The sequence below is a fragment of the Paenibacillus sp. FSL R5-0636 genome (genome assembly GCF_037974255.1).
GTDB lineage: Bacteria > Bacillota > Bacilli > Paenibacillales > Paenibacillaceae > Paenibacillus_AQ > Paenibacillus_AQ odorifer.
This window is the reverse complement of sequence record NZ_CP150232.1, coordinates 1,481,014-1,495,784: the sequence shown is the minus strand read 5'-3', so window position 1 is coordinate 1,495,784 and position 14,771 is coordinate 1,481,014. Positions and strand designations below refer to the sequence as shown.

Genomic DNA, 14,771 nt, shown 5'->3' with positions numbered 1-14,771 from the left:
TGGTTTTTGTATGGTGAGTTTCGTGTCACATTATATGACCAGAAGTGGAAAAGGAACACTGTTTCAGATTACTTTTCAGATTACCTTCCAGACTATTCTTTACTTCACTTTCCATTTCTCAGAATCCATTGCTCCTGAATCTCACCAAAATCCTCTTTTGTATCTGCGTCCATGAAATAATGGGCAGACTCAGATTCCAGAACAATCCCCTTATAATCAGGTGAACGCAATATCCCCGCCGCTCCTCGATCTCCATCTAATCCCTGTAGTGCTGGAAACAACGTCTTCGAGAACAAAGCCGGGGGCATAGCCGACCCATTGCTGACGCTAGCGACATAGTCCATCTCCGGAGATTGTTCAAACGTTTGTATTAGACGGTTCACTAATGCTGTAGTAATAAATGGCTGATCCGCAAGCGCCACAACTACTGCATCGGGCTGCAAAGGTAATACCGCATTAAGGCCGCAGCGCAGTGAAAAAGACAATCCTAGATGTGCGGTTAAGCAAGTTTCGGTACGTCTGGATGCTTGCGGTTCAATCGCGGGTGGCAGCCATTCCAAGTTGTCATCCGCACGCACTACCACGATTAGCGGTTCTAGATTGCAACGATCCAATTCACTAAGCGCGACGCTCCCGAGTGAGACCTCCTGCGACAATTTCAGTGAAACCTTGGACACGCCCATCCGCCTGCTCTGCCCCGCTGCCAAATATATTCCTGCTACTTTCAATACTATCCGCTCCTTTGGGCAGCTCTCGTGAGCCCACCCTTCTAATTTGAATAATTTCCGCTATAATACTGACCGCAATCTCCTCCGGACCTTCTCCTCCAATCGGCAACCCTACAGGTGCATGCAAAGATGCAGGAGCCTCAAGCCCTTCCAGTAAAAGAGATATCCGCGCCTTCGAACCGATAATCCCTATATATAGAGGAGCAAGCGGAATCACACTCTCCAGGAACTGTCTATCCCGCCCAAGTTGATGACTGCATATCAATACATAATCCTCCCGGGCTACACCCAATCGCTGAACAACCTCCACGGGGGAACAAATTACTTGTTCAGCTCGAGGAAACTTATTGTGCAAGCTTCCTTCACGCCAATCCGCAACCGCAACCCGAAAGCCAACTCTGTCAGCAAGTTCCGCAATTGGAACCACATCAAGCCCACCACCAAAAATCACAAGCCGCGGTTTAGGCACGAAAGACGTATGGAATGCTGTCAATTCTGCTGGAGCGGCCATAAAGCGACCTGCCGCCAGGCTTTCTTTTGCCGAGTGGGATAATTTCGGATGTTTCTTGCTCTGCGGCAGTACAATGTCTGGATCCAGCTCCAGCTTATAGATAAAACCTTTCTCCACTGCTTCGCGGAACAAAATTAGCTTCTCTCCCCTAGCCAATCTGTCACTCGCCTGCACTAAAAGCTTGTAGAGCTGACCCCGCACGGGTTCTAGCACTACTTTGATTTTGCCTCCACAGCCGACAACCTCACCCCAGGACAGATCATCCGGAGACAGCATGTTGTATTCCACAATTTCGGGCAGCCCTCGTTCCCAGATCTCAGAAGTTCGCAGCTGCAGATCGTTTTCCAGACAACCTGGACTCAGGCTCCCAATCGTACCTTCTTCAAAAAACAACATCACCGCTCCGGCTTTACGATACGAGTGTCCCTCCACCTCTATCAGCGTTGCCAGCACCGCAGGCGCCTGATGGGTTTGAATATGCATTGCGATTTCATGTGTATTCACGAGGTTCCCCTCCTCCGTGTTTGCATTTCAACCCAGATCTTAGAACTTAGAACTTAGAACTTAGAACTTAGTCCCTTCCGAGCATCCTCCGAAACATGAATACTAACTTCAACCTCATTAGATCATTTATTTTTTTAAAATCGACGTCCAGCAGCTCACTAAGCTTCTCGATCCGGTAGGTAGCCGTGTTTCGATGAATAAACAGTTTCTTAGCCGTCTCATTAACATGACCATCGTTCTCTAGATAAACTTCCAGCGTTCGCAGCATTTCCCTGACATACTCCGGTTCTCGGTTAAGCAACCCTCTAAGACTTCCATTACAATATTTCTCCATAACCTCTGCCGGAATTTGCCCGAGTAGCAGGTTAAGCTCAAGCTGCCGGTAATGCACAACATTCCCTTTTACTCCCCCGCCCTGAAGCATTCCCATACAATCCTTTACCTCCGCAAAAGCCTCCTTCAGCCCCTCCGGCTTCGTTTTACAACTGCTTATCGCAGCTCGCGGATAATATCCCTTATCAAACTTCATGTTGTTAAAACAAGCCTGGATTAGATCCCGGAATTGTTCAGGACGCTGACGATCTCCCGGATATATAGACAAAAGTCCTTGATCTATGATCACATGAATTCCCTTTACTTCCCGCAGCCCGGGATGTTCAAGATATTCTTCTTTTAGTCTGAGCAGCTCACCTTGGCGTTCTTCCCCAGTCGCAGCTGTATCGGTCAATAGGAGACAAAATGGTGATTGAAGCAGCTCAATCTCCAAGTCGAGAGCAGCCTTCGCCAAATCTGTGTAAGATAAATTACCGCTCAAACAACGTCTCAGCAATCCGCTAAACTCCCTGTGTTCTGCCTGTTCAAAATAATCTTCGTATCCTGAATGAATATGATATGAAATAAGTTCAGCTCCCTGAACGAACAAACTTTCTTCCATTGGGAGCAATAAAGGGTCGATGGCACAAAACAATAGATATCCAGAGCACTTCTCTCCTTGCAAAAGTGGTGTACGGTAGCCCACATGATCTCCAACACGAAAGCGCTGATTCCGTTTCTGCCACGGCCACCCCTCCAGCAGCTGTGAAGGATGGTATTCAGAGTTGTTGTAGATCACATCCCCCCTTGCGCTAACCACCACAAGTGAATGGCCAATCACTTCAGACACCGAATCAAACAACGGACGGCTGCGGACAGATCTTAGGGCAAATTGCATCAGCTTTTTCTGCTTTTCCATAATGCTCTGCAGAACGTGAGTGCTGCGGCTAAGCTCGGCGCGAAACAGACCATTCATCTGATCCGAAAAAGTAAACTCGAAAGGCAGCTGGATAAGCGGGAAGTTAAGACTCTCCGCTTCTGCAACCAGTTGCTCTGGTACTTCATCCCAAAATCGCCCCAGCTTAATGCCCAAGGCCGAAGATCCCCGGCGATTCAAAGTCTGCAGCAAGGCAGAGGCTTCCTCCATATTGTCCTTTATCAAATAGGCTGTCGTTAGCAGCATCTCGCCTTCTTTGATCCAATCCGAGATATCGGGAGCATCCATCACATTAATTGACTTCACAATTCGATGTTTCCCTTTAGACCCAGCGATAAGCTTCGCCTCGGACAAAGGATAAATGGACAACGCTTCTTCAACCGTAAGATGCATGCCACCCCTCCTTATTAGGATCAATAGAACCATTTCTGATTTATAATGTTATTTTATGTAACATTATAATTAAAATGAACCGTGTTGAATAGAGGGAAGTTAAATTTTCATGATTTATATGTTAATAAACTTAACACAAAATGAACATGGAACATGAATGATGAATTATGAATTATGAATTATGAATTATGAATTATGAATTATGAATTATTGAACTTTAGCTCATATCGTTCATGTGAACTGTATAAGGGGATTGGAAAATAGTAGGTGGAGTTGAGGGAGGGCTTTCGAGTAAAAACAAGTTTTTACGGGTTCACGCGGGAATCTGAATAGGGAGTCGGAATAGGTGGCAGGGTATTCTCAGGCTATTCGAATTGGCCATCAAGATCGAAGTCGCAGGCACACCAGCGCTGCAAGACGGGGAATTGAGCAGTGTAGAAGATCCGTACGAGCAGAGATAATACCACCCCACTATAGCTGTGGCGGAGGTACAAGCTCTTATAGATCCACTGCTGCCGGTAGAGGTGAAAGGCACTTTTGCCCTTCTTTTTGGCTATTCGGCCGGAATTGCCGAGATGAAGGGCACTTTTGCCCTTCTTTTTGACTACATAGGCGTCTTTGCCAGATTCTGCGGGATTTATACCGTTCTTTTTAGCTACTTGGGCCACTTTCCCAGATTCTGCGGGATTTATACCGTTCTTTTTAGCTACTTGTGCCACTTTCCTGGATTCTACGGGATTTATACTGTACTTTTTAGTTACATGAGCCATTTCCCCGGATTCTGCGGGAGTTATAACGTTCTTTTTAGCTACTTGGGCCACTTTCCCAGATTTCTACGGGATTTATACTGTACTTTTTAGCTGCTTGAGCCATTTCCCCGGATTCTGCGGGATTTATACTGTACTTTTTAGTTACTTGAGCCATTTCCCCGGATTCTGCGGGATTTATACCGTTCTTTTTAGTTACTTATGCCACTTTCCCAGATTCTGCGGGATTTATACCGTTCTTTTTAGCTACTTGGGCCACTTTCCCAGATTTCTACGGGATTTATACTGTACTTTTTAGCTGCTTGAGCCATTTCCCCGGATTCTACGGGATTAATACTGTTCTTTTTAGTTACTTATGCCACTTTCCCAGATTCTGCGGGATTTATACCGTTCTTTTTAGCTACTTGGGCCACTTTCCCAGATTCTGCGGGATTTATACCGTTCTTTTTAGCTACTTGGGCCACTTTCCCAGATTCTGCGGGATTTATACCGTTCTTTTTAGCTACTTGTTCCACTTTCCTGGATTCTGCGGGATTTATACCGTTCTTTTTAGCTACTTGTGCCACTTTTCTGGATTTTGCGGGAGTTATACCGTTCTTTTTAGTTACTTAAGCACTTCCCACGATTTCTGCGGGATTTATACCGTTCTTTTTAGCTACTTGTGCCATTTCCCGGTTTCTGCGGGATTTATACCGTTCTTTTTAGTTACTTAAGCCATTTCCCTGATTTCTGCGGGATTTATACCGTTCTTTTTAGTTACTTAAGCACTTCCCCCGATTTCTGCGGGATTTATACCGTTCTTTTCTCTCCAGCGACGTATTCACTTAAATCTACTGGTCTTATACCACATAATCGAGCGCTGAATTTATCTTTTTCACTCTACCACTCCACTATTGAGCCAACTTAAGCTACCTTAGTTTTTAAATCAACTCCACTGGGCTCCCCGGTGTAAATAAAACTAAGAGTAGGCGGGAATGACATGTGTATTTCGTTAATTTGTGAATCAATAAGTGAGTGTGGCGTTAGAGTGTATTTCTAGAGTGTAATCCTATAGTGTATTCCCAGAGTGTATTTCTAGAGTGTAATCCTAAAGCGTCTTCCTAGAATGTATTTCTAGAGTGTATTCCAAGAGAGTAATGGAGGAGTATCGGTTAACAGTAACTAGAAAAGTAACTAGAAATGTAACTAGAAAAGTGTCAAGATATGTTGTTCGTAGCTACGGTCTGTTTAGTATCGCTGCTTTTTCAAGACCACTGCACTCAGCCTCTCAAGACTGCTGCCACACTTCATTCACCCAAGAGAGTAACCGGAGATCCTGACCATGTCCGGCAATAACGGATAATCCCAGTGGCAATCCACTTGTGGAGAGCATAGGTAATGTTACCTGAGGCAAACCCGCCAACCCAGCTATGCAACTCAACATCATCGCACCACTACGATTCACCTCCAATTGGCGCAAATCCCCTCCACGCAGCGGCGCTGGTCCCGGAACTGTCGGAATCACAAGACAATTGTCCTCTCCTAGCAGCAGGCGCAAATGATTAGAAATCTCTTTTTGCTTACATTGTGCAACGCTATGATCCTCTTCCGCCAAACTGGCAGCCCACGAGAATCGCGCTGCAATATCAGGCCCAAAGACTGGTTTCTCGTTCTCAATCCAAACGCCATGAGTTTCCCAAATTTCATTCCCCTGCAATTCTCTAAAAACATCCATCCAGACCCTTAACCCCTCCAAAGCAATTTCTATCTCCATGAGATGATCTGCCCCGGATCGCAAACAACTCAATCCCTCCGATAAAATAGCTGCATTCTCCAGATTAACCAAAGCCCAGCAGTCAGTAGCAACAAATAAAGTACCCATTTTATTTTTGTCTTCCATATTCTTTTTTACCTTGTTTTCCGGGCCAATCTCTAAAATTTTCTCCGTACTCTTCTCAGCACTCTTCTCAATACGTTTCTCCAAAATCGTTTCTAAACTTTCCTTCTGGCTCTTTTCTAAATTATTTTTATCAGTCTTCACCATGTCTCCCTCTAAGTTGTTCTTCAAATTTTCCAATACATTCTTCTCTATGCTCTTCCCTACAGTTTCTTCTAGACTACTTCCTATTTTCTTCGACGTCTTTACAGATGTACTCCCAGCCACAAGTAACACTTCCCCTACCTTCTGGAGCACATCCAAGCGATCCGACACCCAGCCAACTGTATCAAAAGCCGGAGATAATGGAATAACACCTTGAAAATCCACAGCTCCATGCGTTGGCCGGAAGCCATATACTCCGCAATAAGAGGAAGGTACTCGAATTGAGCCACCGGTATCTGTTCCGAGCGCAAAATCAACACTACCAGAAGCTACCGCTACTGCCGAACCACTTGAAGATCCGCCTGGGATACGACCTACAGCACGCGGATTAATCGGCGTTCCATAATGATGGTTCTCGCCGCCCAGACTATACATCAGCTCATCCGTATAGGCAGCACCACGAAGTGTAGCACCCGACAACAGTAAACGATGTACAGCCACCGCATGCTCCGTGGATGGATGGTGGCTACGCAGCCAATCAGGATTACCTGCAGAAGAGCTGTGTCCAGTTACAGCAAATACATCTTTTACTGCAAAGGTCAGTCCATCCAATATCCCGCTTCCTAAACTCTCAACCGTAAGCTCAGGATCTATAAACGCACCATACCGATTATCCAAAACCATAATTCCCCCTCCTCCCTAGACCATTACTTTTACCCTTCCATCAGCCTTTCGGATCCCACGCTTCTCCTACGATTCCTCCAGCGTTCCTTCCAATTCCTCATCTTTCCTCCTACGACCCATCAGCAGCTTTTCCATCCATCATTCCACCTACGATTCTTCCATCAGCCTTTCGGATCCCACACCATCCCGCCTTCGATTCCTCCAGCAGTCCTTCCAATTCTCCATCTTTCCTCCTACGACCCCATCAGCAGCTTTTCCATCCATCATTCCACCTACGATTCCTTCAGAGTTCTTCCAATCCTTCCATCACACCTATACCTACCACCCAATCGCCGCACCATCGCAGCGCGGGTCCGTTCCCCCACTGCGGTATCCATTGTCATCTATCGAAACCACATGAGCGTGCCCCATAACCCCATCGTAGTCATCTACTTTCCGGACAATATGACCGGCTGCGGCCAAATCTGCCAGCACCTCATCAGCTACCCTGCTCTCCACCTTCAGTTCTTGCGTAGGCTCTCCCCACGTTCTCCCCCACACAAAACGCGGCGCATTCACAGCCATTTGTGGATTCATACCATAATGCAGCATCCGTGTGAGCAGCAGAGTTTGAGTCTGTGGTTGACCTTCGCCACCTTGCGTCCCATAAAGAATTGCAGGTTTTCCCTCGCGGCAGGCCATCGCTGGCATCAGTGTGTGGAAGCTGCGCTTATGCGGCTCAAGCGTATTGATGTGCCCGGGGTTCAGCGAAAAAAACGAACCTCGATTCTGCAGCAGAATCCCAGTATCCCCAGCGACCACGCCCGAGCCAAATTCAAAATACAGACTCTGAATAAAAGAGACCGCATTCCCATCTTCATCCACAACCGCAGCATAAGCTGTATCACTGCCGATAGGCTGACTTGTCAGTTGCGCAGCTTTTTGCATCGAGATCGCAGACGCTAATTGTCCTGCATAACGTTTATCCAGCAGCTGCTCCAAAGGTATAGCACTAAAATCCGGATCCGTAAGCACCCTATCCCGGTCGCGGAAGCTTAGCTTCAACACTTCAACAAGCAGGTGGTAGTATTCATACGATCCATGTTCGATTACTTCGAAGTTGAAATTTTCCAACATATTAAGACTCATTAGTCCTGTGAAACCTTGAGAGTTAGGCGGCACTTGGTACACCGTATGCCCGTGATAATCCGTATGAAGCGGCTCGCCCCACTCGCCCTGATGATCCGCAAAGTCATCCCGAGTCAGATACCCGCCAGCTGCCAGCATAAAGTCACAGATGTCCTCCGCAATCTTCCCCTTATAAAAAGCGTCCCGCCCACCCGCCGCCAATGTCCGCAGGGTGGCTGCCAGCTGTTTTTGCTGGAATCGCGATCCAGCACAAGGAATCACGCCGCCTGGCGTGTAAATCGCTGCCGCCTCCGGCGACAGCGCAGAGCCCGCAACAGCCGTGTTATTCCGCTGATCCGGCGACAGCGGAAACCCCTCCAAAGCATAACCAACAGCAGGCTCCAGTACTTCCGCCAGCGTAAAGCGGCCATACTTACTCAGTATGGCATCCCAACTGTCTGCCATCCCCGGCACCGTAATGGCGCTGCTAATCCCCCGCCGCGGAATAAAAGCATCCCCGGCATAGCTGCTTCTGCGGACTCCGTACCCGGAGCGCCCGCTTCCGTTATAGGCCTGAACACGTGCCTCTTGCGTGTTATAGGTCAACCAAAAGGAATCTCCGCCTAGCCCCGTCATATGCGGATATACTACAGCTAATGTCGCACTGATCGCCACCGCTGCATCAAAGGCATTCCCCCCTTTTTCCAACATACGTGCACCAGCAGCCGAGGCTAAATAATGGGGGCTAACTACCATAGTTTTTGTGCCTATTACGGGTTTCTCCGCCATGTCCCATCCCCCTATGTTTTTACGGATTACTCCGCCATGCCCATCCCCCTAAATTTTACGGGTTTCTTCCTCATGCCCATCCCCCTAAGTTTTATGAGTTCACCATCATGTCCCAACTCCTTGTTTTTGCGGCGGGATTCTTCAACATATTCAATCTTCCTATCTTCTGCGGCGGGATTCTTCAACATATTCAATCTTCCTATCTTCTGCACCAGGTTCCTCTGCGAGCCCCTATAACTTCAGGTTTAATTAGTGTCATTTAACATTACACGAAAATCCTTTGTCAATCGGTTACGCTGAAACGCAAAATAAACCTCTTCTTTTTGTGAGCTATGCACAAATAAGAGGTCATCTTTGTTTAACCTTGTAGATTCACGTCTACGAATATTATAAAATCATTTTAATTACAGGGAGCCGCATACTACCATGGCGTACTACCGTGACCTTTTACCGTCAAATGGCTACCTATCCCAGATATGTCTAGTCACCTTTTGCCACCAAATGCCTACCTATCTCGGATATGTCTCTAACCTATTTCTTCCACTGGCTGCCTATCTCAGATATATCTAGCTGAATCCAACCTTAGTAATCTTAGCCACTTTTGCTTAGGGGGGGCTTGTGCTTTGGAACACCGAATAAACAATTTATTTTAAAATATATTGCGACAACACGGCCTGCACCTCGTAAATATTTACGGATTTATTGAAGGTCTTCTTCACCGGAAGCGTGCTGCTGGAAATGTAGATACATAGCTCCGCATCCAGATCAAAATGCCCTGCCGTCTCCACGGAATAATGCGAGATGCTTTTGTAAGGGATCGAATGATATTCTGTTTTCTTGCCCGTCAGACCTTGTTTATCCACCAGAATAAGCCGCTTGTCCGTAAAAATGAACATATCTCTAATCAGCTTATAGGCACGTTCGATTTTCTCCTGAGGAGCAAGAATTTGTGCGTATTCCCGCTGGACCTCCGTAAGATTCACTTGCGATGCATTGCCCATTAATCCGTCAAAAAGTGCCATATCTCTTCCTCTTTTCATCCGTTAAATTTAGGCACTTGCCCCCCACTACAGAACCATATTATTCTATTTTCCATATTCTATGCTGTGTAAAAATACTCTCTGACATCTTTTTACTTGCTTATTTTCTGATTTTTGATTACACTGTCATTAAATTTACTAAGAGAGGGGTGTGGAAGGAATGGATCACAATTGGACCAACAGTGTTATGAGTCGGCTACCTAAAGCGATAGCTGGCATTGCTCATGTAAATGGCGATAACGGGAGAAGTCTGTCCATTTGTATGAATTTAATAACACTACACAATTGTGAAATGCCTTTCCTGCCATCACCCGGACGGATCAGTTAACCGGAGAATGATAAGGCCGTGGGGAAATTTCCCTACGGTCTTTTTTTATGGTTTTTTACAGGATTTCGGAGCCATTTAGGGTACTGGCGGTGCGAAGGGCATTCTTAAAGGAGAATATATATGATCATCCAATGCCAAAATGTTCAAAAATACCACGGGGCACAACTCGTGCTGAATAGCATCACCTTCGATATCCGCCAAGGGGAAAAAATCGGCCTGATCGGCCGCAACGGCTGTGGCAAAACGACACTATTCCACCTGCTGAACGGGGAGGAACGCCCCGATGAAGGGCAAATCTCAATACGCAAAGGCAGCGTAGTAGGTCTGTTAGCTCAAATTCAAGAAGTTAACGAAAAAGAAACCGTATATGATGTTCTGCAGCGCAGCTTTGCCGAACCTTTGCAATGGCAGCATCGCCTGCGGGAGCTTGAGCTGGAAATGTCCAGCTTTAACAGCGGAACGGATGAAATCCTCTGGAATCGGCTGCTTAAAGAATATGGCAGCTTGCAGGATAAGTTCGAGGCCGCCGGAGGGTACGAGATCGAATCCTCTATTCAGAGAGTAGTCTCGGGTCTCGGGATCGGAACCGGACAATACAGCCGACTGTTCGCCTCTCTTTCAGGAGGAGAAAAAACAAAAGTTGGACTCGCAGAGCTACTGCTGCGCCGTCCAGACATCCTTCTACTGGATGAACCAACCAATCATCTCGATATGAATGCCATCGAATGGTTGGAGCAATTTTTACAGAGTTATGATGGAACAGTGCTGGCGATTTCCCATGACCGCTACTTTCTGGACGCTGTAGTCAAGAAAGTCATCGAGATTGAAGATGGCGAAGCTTTTACCTTCCACACCGACTACAGCGGCTATCAAGTGGAGAAGGAAACACGGCTTCTTCAACAATTTGCTGATTATCAAGAGCAGCAGAAAAAAATAAAACAAATGCAGGAAAGCATCAAACGTCTCATTGAATTTGGCAATCGCGGGACCCCTCCTAACCCTTCCTTTTACCGGAGAGCAGCATCCATGCAAAAAGCACTGGATCGTATGGTGAAGGTTAAACGTCCTATTCTGGAGCGCAAATCGATGGATTTGCAGCTACAGCAAAATGACCGTTCCGGTAATCAGGTTGTCATTTTGGAGGATCTCGGAAAAGCCTATGGTCAGCGAAGCCTTTTCGCAGAGGCAAATGAAGTGCTTCGCTACGGAGAGACTACGGCACTCATCGGCGGTAACGGGGCAGGTAAAAGTACACTTTTAAGAATTATTTTAGGGCAGGAAACCCCGGACAGCGGAAGCTGTACACTTGGCTCAAGAACTGTGGTCGGCTACCTCGCACAAGAGGCTGTTCCGGAAAATAACAAACAGTCTGTACTCCGCTACTTCCGCGAAGAAGCTGGACTTGAAGAAGGTGAAGCTCGCGGGCAGCTTGCACGTTTTCTATTCTATGGTCCCGATGTATTCAAAGACATTACGAATCTGTCCGGTGGTGAATGGACCCGCCTGCGTTTCGCTGTACTAATGCATCGCAAGCCAAATCTGCTGATTCTCGATGAGCCGACCAATCATCTGGACATAGATTCTCGTGAAGCACTCGAAGAAGCACTAGAGGAATTTCCAGGCACAGTTCTGGCGGTATCTCATGACCGTTATTTCATCAATCGTCTATTTCACAAACTATGGTCCATTGAAGACGGGCGGTTTGGAGTGTTCAACGGAAACTATGAATATTACAAGGAAAAACAAGCTGAAAAGGCATTACTGGCTCCCTCTTTTGCGGATCAAACTAAACCTTTCTCTGCAGAACGAACAAGTTCAGGCTCTGGTAAGCCTCAATCTAACGATTCAGGGAAAGAAACCAACACTAAATCCTCCAGTTCCCGTAGGAAAAACAACACCTTCGACTGGGAAACGGCCATTGCAGAGGTAGAGAAACGCCTTGGCGTGATCGATGCCAAGATGTTAGAGCCCCTGATCAGCAGCGATGCAGTTGAACTTGCTGAACTGCAACAAGAACGTGATGCGATACAGGAACAGTTGGATGAGCTCTATACAGGATGGATGGAGACAACTGATCTATAAATTGATCTATAAGGAGATGAGCATATGAACAACAAAGAAAAAATTAAGTTGTTATGGAAAGAATATACCCAGCTTCATCCACAAACAGCGGATAACTATGACGCGTGGGCCTTTGGTGACAGTCCCCAGATGGCCGATGAACTGCTCGATCTGGTGATTCGTGGGATTAAGACAGGAACTGCTTCAAATTATGATATATTTGAAACTTGTGACGAGACGTTTCCGCAAGTCGGCGGTCACAGTATCGTGCTGGATGGTTCTGGTGATCCGCAGGCAATAATTGTTACTACAGATGTACAAATTATACCTTTTGATGAGGTTAGCGCTGAGTTTGCCTATACTGAAGGAGAAGGTGACCGGACGCTTAAGTCATGGCGGCATGATCATGAGCAGTTCTTCACCCGAGAATCCTTAAAATTCTTAAACAAACCCTTTGATCCAAAGATGAAAGTTGTTTGTGAGAATTTCAAAGTGGTATTTACAAAAGGCTAAGATCTTCAAAAAACGCAAAAGGCTGTCTCTTCCACAAGGAAGGGACAGCCTTTTGTGTATACTATAAATTCAACAGAATTAGATCCTCATTAATTTATGGTTTAGTGCCAAAATCCCAAAATCCAGCCAATAACAGAGATCCATAACGGAATGCTGATTAAGATACCCCAAACCAGCCCAGTGGCAATATTGCCTTCTGCAGGACGCACCACATTTTCCTGTTTCAATGGAATGCTCAATTCTTCTTGTTCCATGCGATCCCCTCCTAAAATATCTTATCGTCACAGTAGAGGAAAAAATGTAGACCGCTCGACCCAAAAAATTAAAATTTTGAATTTTGGTAGATATAAAGGCTCAGCGGCCAAACCGTTGTAAGTGCTTACATATTAGATATTAACCAAATTTTGAATAATTAAAAACTTAAATTTACGGAAGTCATACAGTATATGCAGATTCTTAGTCCAATATTACTACTTTTTCCGGATTTCGTAAATATTCAAACATCGTCCGAATCTGTGCCTCTGTATTCCGCTCTGCTGAAAGCTCAGGCAGCATATCTTCTGCAAAAAACGAAACTTCGCTAGTCTCTACCCCTTCCATTGCCTCTCCGCCCACGATGCGGCATAAAATAAAGAACTTGTACACGTGATAAGGCTCCGGAGGATGGTTATGAAATTTCTTATCTAATACAGCCAGTAAGCGAATTGCTTCTGCCTCAAAACCCGATTCCTCTTTGATTTCTTTCACAACAACCTCACTCGGGGACAGTCCAATGTCTCCCCAGCCACCAGGAAGCGCCCAATTCCCGTCCAACTTCTCGCGAACAAGTAGAATTTTATCCTCCCGGAATACAACACCACGGACATCAACTTTTGGGGTAGCATAACCCCCTTCACCCGCAAAGGAGAGTCTAATTCTCTCCTTGCTTTCAAAGGTATAATTAGCGAGGATATCTACACTGAGCTCCCGCAAAGCTTGATACCGTTCTATATCATAAACATCCTTAGCATAAGTTAATCCAGTCTGTGCGATGGCCTGAATTTCTTTGGCCCACGTTAACCATTTCTGCTCCATTGCTGCACCCCTTTTTCGGTACCTGATTAGGATTACTGGCAAAGCATTAAATGACGCGAGAAGGCTCCTTTTTTAGCTTCACAACGGTCTATGATTGTAAATCCAGCTTCAGTGATCATCTCATCCATCGGTTCAATCGCAACGATAACCACCCGATCTGCAATCCGGCGCGCATTCACTAGAATCGCGAACTGCTCCTCAGGTGTAATACTAGAATATAGATTATATGGCATATCTACAATGGCTACATCGTAATGATCAGTGATATCCGCAATATCCCCAAGCGTTACCTCACTGGTGAATCCAAAATGGGCAATATTTGTTCTCGCACCGGTAGCAATCATAGGGTTAATATCACGTCCAACCATATCGATTCCCATTGACAAGGCTTCTACCATTACAGTTCCAATACCGCAGCAAGGATCTATAGCACGTATACCTTCAGGATTCGGAATAGCCATATTAACCGCGGCACGGGCTACACGTGTACTAAGCGCGATAGAATAGCTGCGTGGCTTCTTCATTTGGCGGAACCAAGTTGCCTTGTTTTTATGATAAGATCCGAAGTACCAGCGTCCCCCCAGCGTAACAATGCCGTATACCAGCTCCGGATGGTTAACATCCGCTTCTCCTTCAATCCGCAACCCAATTTCCCGCTCGATCACTCTGCGCTCATCATACTCTATTTTGTCTGCAGGGCCCAGATCGTTGGTCTTCACAAAAATAACCTTAAACGTCTTGCCGCCAAGCTCCACCTGCTCCGTTTGATCATAAATCTCAGGCAGACTATCCCCTTCATACATTACATCAATCCGCTCTTTAATGAAGGGACTGCGGCTGACATCCACCTCAACCTCACTCTTAAAAAGAGCAGTCGGCACCTGCTCGCCAAAAAGACATCGCAGCTCCATCTGACACAGCGATAACTCGTCCTCTGAACAGGTGTAAGTATAAATAAATGTGTTTGTTCCACTTTCCTTATGCAATATAATCCATCCTCTAT

The 14,771-nt window shown here is 46.1% G+C and carries 15 protein-coding genes; 3 read left to right on the top strand and 12 right to left on the bottom strand.

Going from position 1 to position 14,771, the window contains the following annotated elements; genetic code table 11:
- Window positions 1-104: 104 nt before the first annotated feature.
- The 9 genes from MKX34_RS06590 to MKX34_RS06550 form a co-directional block, all read right to left on the bottom strand.
- On the bottom strand, window positions 105-683 hold the full coding sequence (locus MKX34_RS06590; RefSeq protein ID WP_063829796.1) for an NTP transferase domain-containing protein: 579 nt from the start codon (window positions 681-683) through the stop codon (window positions 105-107).
- Window positions 619-1,743 (bottom strand): XdhC family protein, encoded by a 1,125-nt coding sequence (locus tag MKX34_RS06585; RefSeq protein WP_076275380.1) that lies wholly within the window; start codon window positions 1,741-1,743, stop codon window positions 619-621. Before MKX34_RS06585 ends, MKX34_RS06590 begins: the two co-directional genes overlap by 65 nt.
- 67 nt (window positions 1,744-1,810) lie before the next feature.
- Window positions 1,811-3,385 (bottom strand): PucR family transcriptional regulator, encoded by a 1,575-nt coding sequence (locus MKX34_RS06580; RefSeq protein WP_076297770.1) that lies wholly within the window; start codon window positions 3,383-3,385, stop codon window positions 1,811-1,813.
- Between the two features lie 365 nt (window positions 3,386-3,750).
- Window positions 3,751-4,104, bottom strand: coding sequence for a hypothetical protein (locus MKX34_RS06575; RefSeq protein ID WP_339204623.1), 354 nt, complete (start codon window positions 4,102-4,104; stop codon window positions 3,751-3,753).
- Between the two features lie 401 nt (window positions 4,105-4,505).
- A complete protein-coding gene (locus MKX34_RS06570) occupies window positions 4,506-4,718 on the bottom strand; it encodes a hypothetical protein (RefSeq protein ID WP_339204621.1) in 213 nt (70 codons plus the stop codon).
- 701 nt (window positions 4,719-5,419) lie between these two features.
- Window positions 5,420-6,856: an amidase family protein gene (locus MKX34_RS06565; RefSeq protein ID WP_256717708.1), complete on the bottom strand. Its 1,437-nt coding sequence runs from the start codon at window positions 6,854-6,856 to the stop codon at window positions 5,420-5,422.
- A 318-nt stretch (window positions 6,857-7,174) separates the two neighbouring features.
- Complete coding sequence (gene ggt, locus MKX34_RS06560; protein WP_076297769.1) at window positions 7,175-8,752, bottom strand: gamma-glutamyltransferase; 1,578 nt, start codon at window positions 8,750-8,752, stop codon at window positions 7,175-7,177.
- Window positions 8,753-8,778: 26 nt separating this feature from the next.
- Complete coding sequence (locus MKX34_RS06555; protein WP_179089349.1) at window positions 8,779-8,940, bottom strand: hypothetical protein; 162 nt, start codon at window positions 8,938-8,940, stop codon at window positions 8,779-8,781.
- A gap of 456 nt (window positions 8,941-9,396) precedes the next feature.
- On the bottom strand, window positions 9,397-9,774 hold the full coding sequence (locus MKX34_RS06550) for a PH domain-containing protein (RefSeq protein WP_036680049.1): 378 nt from the start codon (window positions 9,772-9,774) through the stop codon (window positions 9,397-9,399).
- A gap of 178 nt (window positions 9,775-9,952) precedes the next feature.
- Between MKX34_RS06550 and MKX34_RS06545 the strand changes: the two genes are divergently transcribed.
- The 3 genes from MKX34_RS06545 (at window position 9,953) to MKX34_RS06535 (ending at window position 12,694) form a co-directional block, all read left to right on the top strand.
- Window positions 9,953-10,120, top strand: coding sequence for a hypothetical protein (locus MKX34_RS06545; RefSeq protein ID WP_162636617.1), 168 nt, complete (start codon window positions 9,953-9,955; stop codon window positions 10,118-10,120).
- Window positions 10,121-10,240: 120 nt separating this feature from the next.
- A complete protein-coding gene (locus MKX34_RS06540) occupies window positions 10,241-12,202 on the top strand; it encodes an ABC-F family ATP-binding cassette domain-containing protein (RefSeq protein WP_076297768.1) in 1,962 nt (653 codons plus the stop codon).
- Between the two features lie 24 nt (window positions 12,203-12,226).
- Window positions 12,227-12,694, top strand: coding sequence for an ASCH domain-containing protein (locus MKX34_RS06535; RefSeq protein ID WP_076297767.1), 468 nt, complete (start codon window positions 12,227-12,229; stop codon window positions 12,692-12,694).
- Window positions 12,695-12,795: 101 nt separating this feature from the next.
- Here MKX34_RS06535 and MKX34_RS06530 read toward each other — a convergent pair whose 3' ends face one another.
- The 3 genes from MKX34_RS06530 to MKX34_RS06520 all read right to left on the bottom strand — a co-directional run bounded on the left by MKX34_RS06530 (window position 12,796) and on the right by MKX34_RS06520 (window position 14,754).
- Window positions 12,796-12,948: a hypothetical protein gene (locus MKX34_RS06530; RefSeq protein WP_155288093.1), complete on the bottom strand. Its 153-nt coding sequence runs from the start codon at window positions 12,946-12,948 to the stop codon at window positions 12,796-12,798.
- Window positions 12,949-13,150: 202 nt separating this feature from the next.
- The gene (locus tag MKX34_RS06525) at window positions 13,151-13,768 is read right to left on the bottom strand and encodes an NUDIX hydrolase (protein WP_076136226.1); all 618 of its coding nucleotides are present in this window, start codon (window positions 13,766-13,768) and stop codon (window positions 13,151-13,153) included.
- Between the two features lie 32 nt (window positions 13,769-13,800).
- Window positions 13,801-14,754, bottom strand: coding sequence for an RNA methyltransferase (locus MKX34_RS06520; RefSeq protein ID WP_076297766.1), 954 nt, complete (start codon window positions 14,752-14,754; stop codon window positions 13,801-13,803).
- Window positions 14,755-14,771 lie beyond the last annotated feature (17 nt).

What these genes read in the sequence shown, in the direction of transcription:
- MKX34_RS06590 (WP_063829796.1), bottom strand. Translation starts at nt 683, where the DNA reads ATGGGCGTGTCCAAGGTTTCACTGAAATTGTCGCAGGAGGTCTCACTC.
- MKX34_RS06580 (WP_076297770.1), bottom strand. Translation starts at nt 3,385, where the DNA reads ATGCATCTTACGGTTGAAGAAGCGTTGTCCATTTATCCTTTGTCCGAG.
- MKX34_RS06565 (WP_256717708.1), bottom strand. Translation starts at nt 6,856, where the DNA reads ATGGTTTTGGATAATCGGTATGGTGCGTTTATAGATCCTGAGCTTACG.
- ggt (WP_076297769.1), bottom strand. Translation starts at nt 8,752, where the DNA reads ATGGCGGAGAAACCCGTAATAGGCACAAAAACTATGGTAGTTAGCCCC.
- MKX34_RS06555 (WP_179089349.1), bottom strand. Translation starts at nt 8,940, where the DNA reads ATGTTGAAGAATCCCGCCGCAGAAGATAGGAAGATTGAATATGTTGAA.
- MKX34_RS06550 (WP_036680049.1), bottom strand. Translation starts at nt 9,774, where the DNA reads ATGGCACTTTTTGACGGATTAATGGGCAATGCATCGCAAGTGAATCTT.
- MKX34_RS06545 (WP_162636617.1), top strand. Translation starts at nt 9,953, where the DNA reads ATGGATCACAATTGGACCAACAGTGTTATGAGTCGGCTACCTAAAGCG.
- MKX34_RS06540 (WP_076297768.1), top strand. Translation starts at nt 10,241, where the DNA reads ATGATCATCCAATGCCAAAATGTTCAAAAATACCACGGGGCACAACTC.
- MKX34_RS06535 (WP_076297767.1), top strand. Translation starts at nt 12,227, where the DNA reads ATGAACAACAAAGAAAAAATTAAGTTGTTATGGAAAGAATATACCCAG.
- MKX34_RS06530 (WP_155288093.1), bottom strand. Translation starts at nt 12,948, where the DNA reads ATGGAACAAGAAGAATTGAGCATTCCATTGAAACAGGAAAATGTGGTG.
- MKX34_RS06525 (WP_076136226.1), bottom strand. Translation starts at nt 13,768, where the DNA reads ATGGAGCAGAAATGGTTAACGTGGGCCAAAGAAATTCAGGCCATCGCA.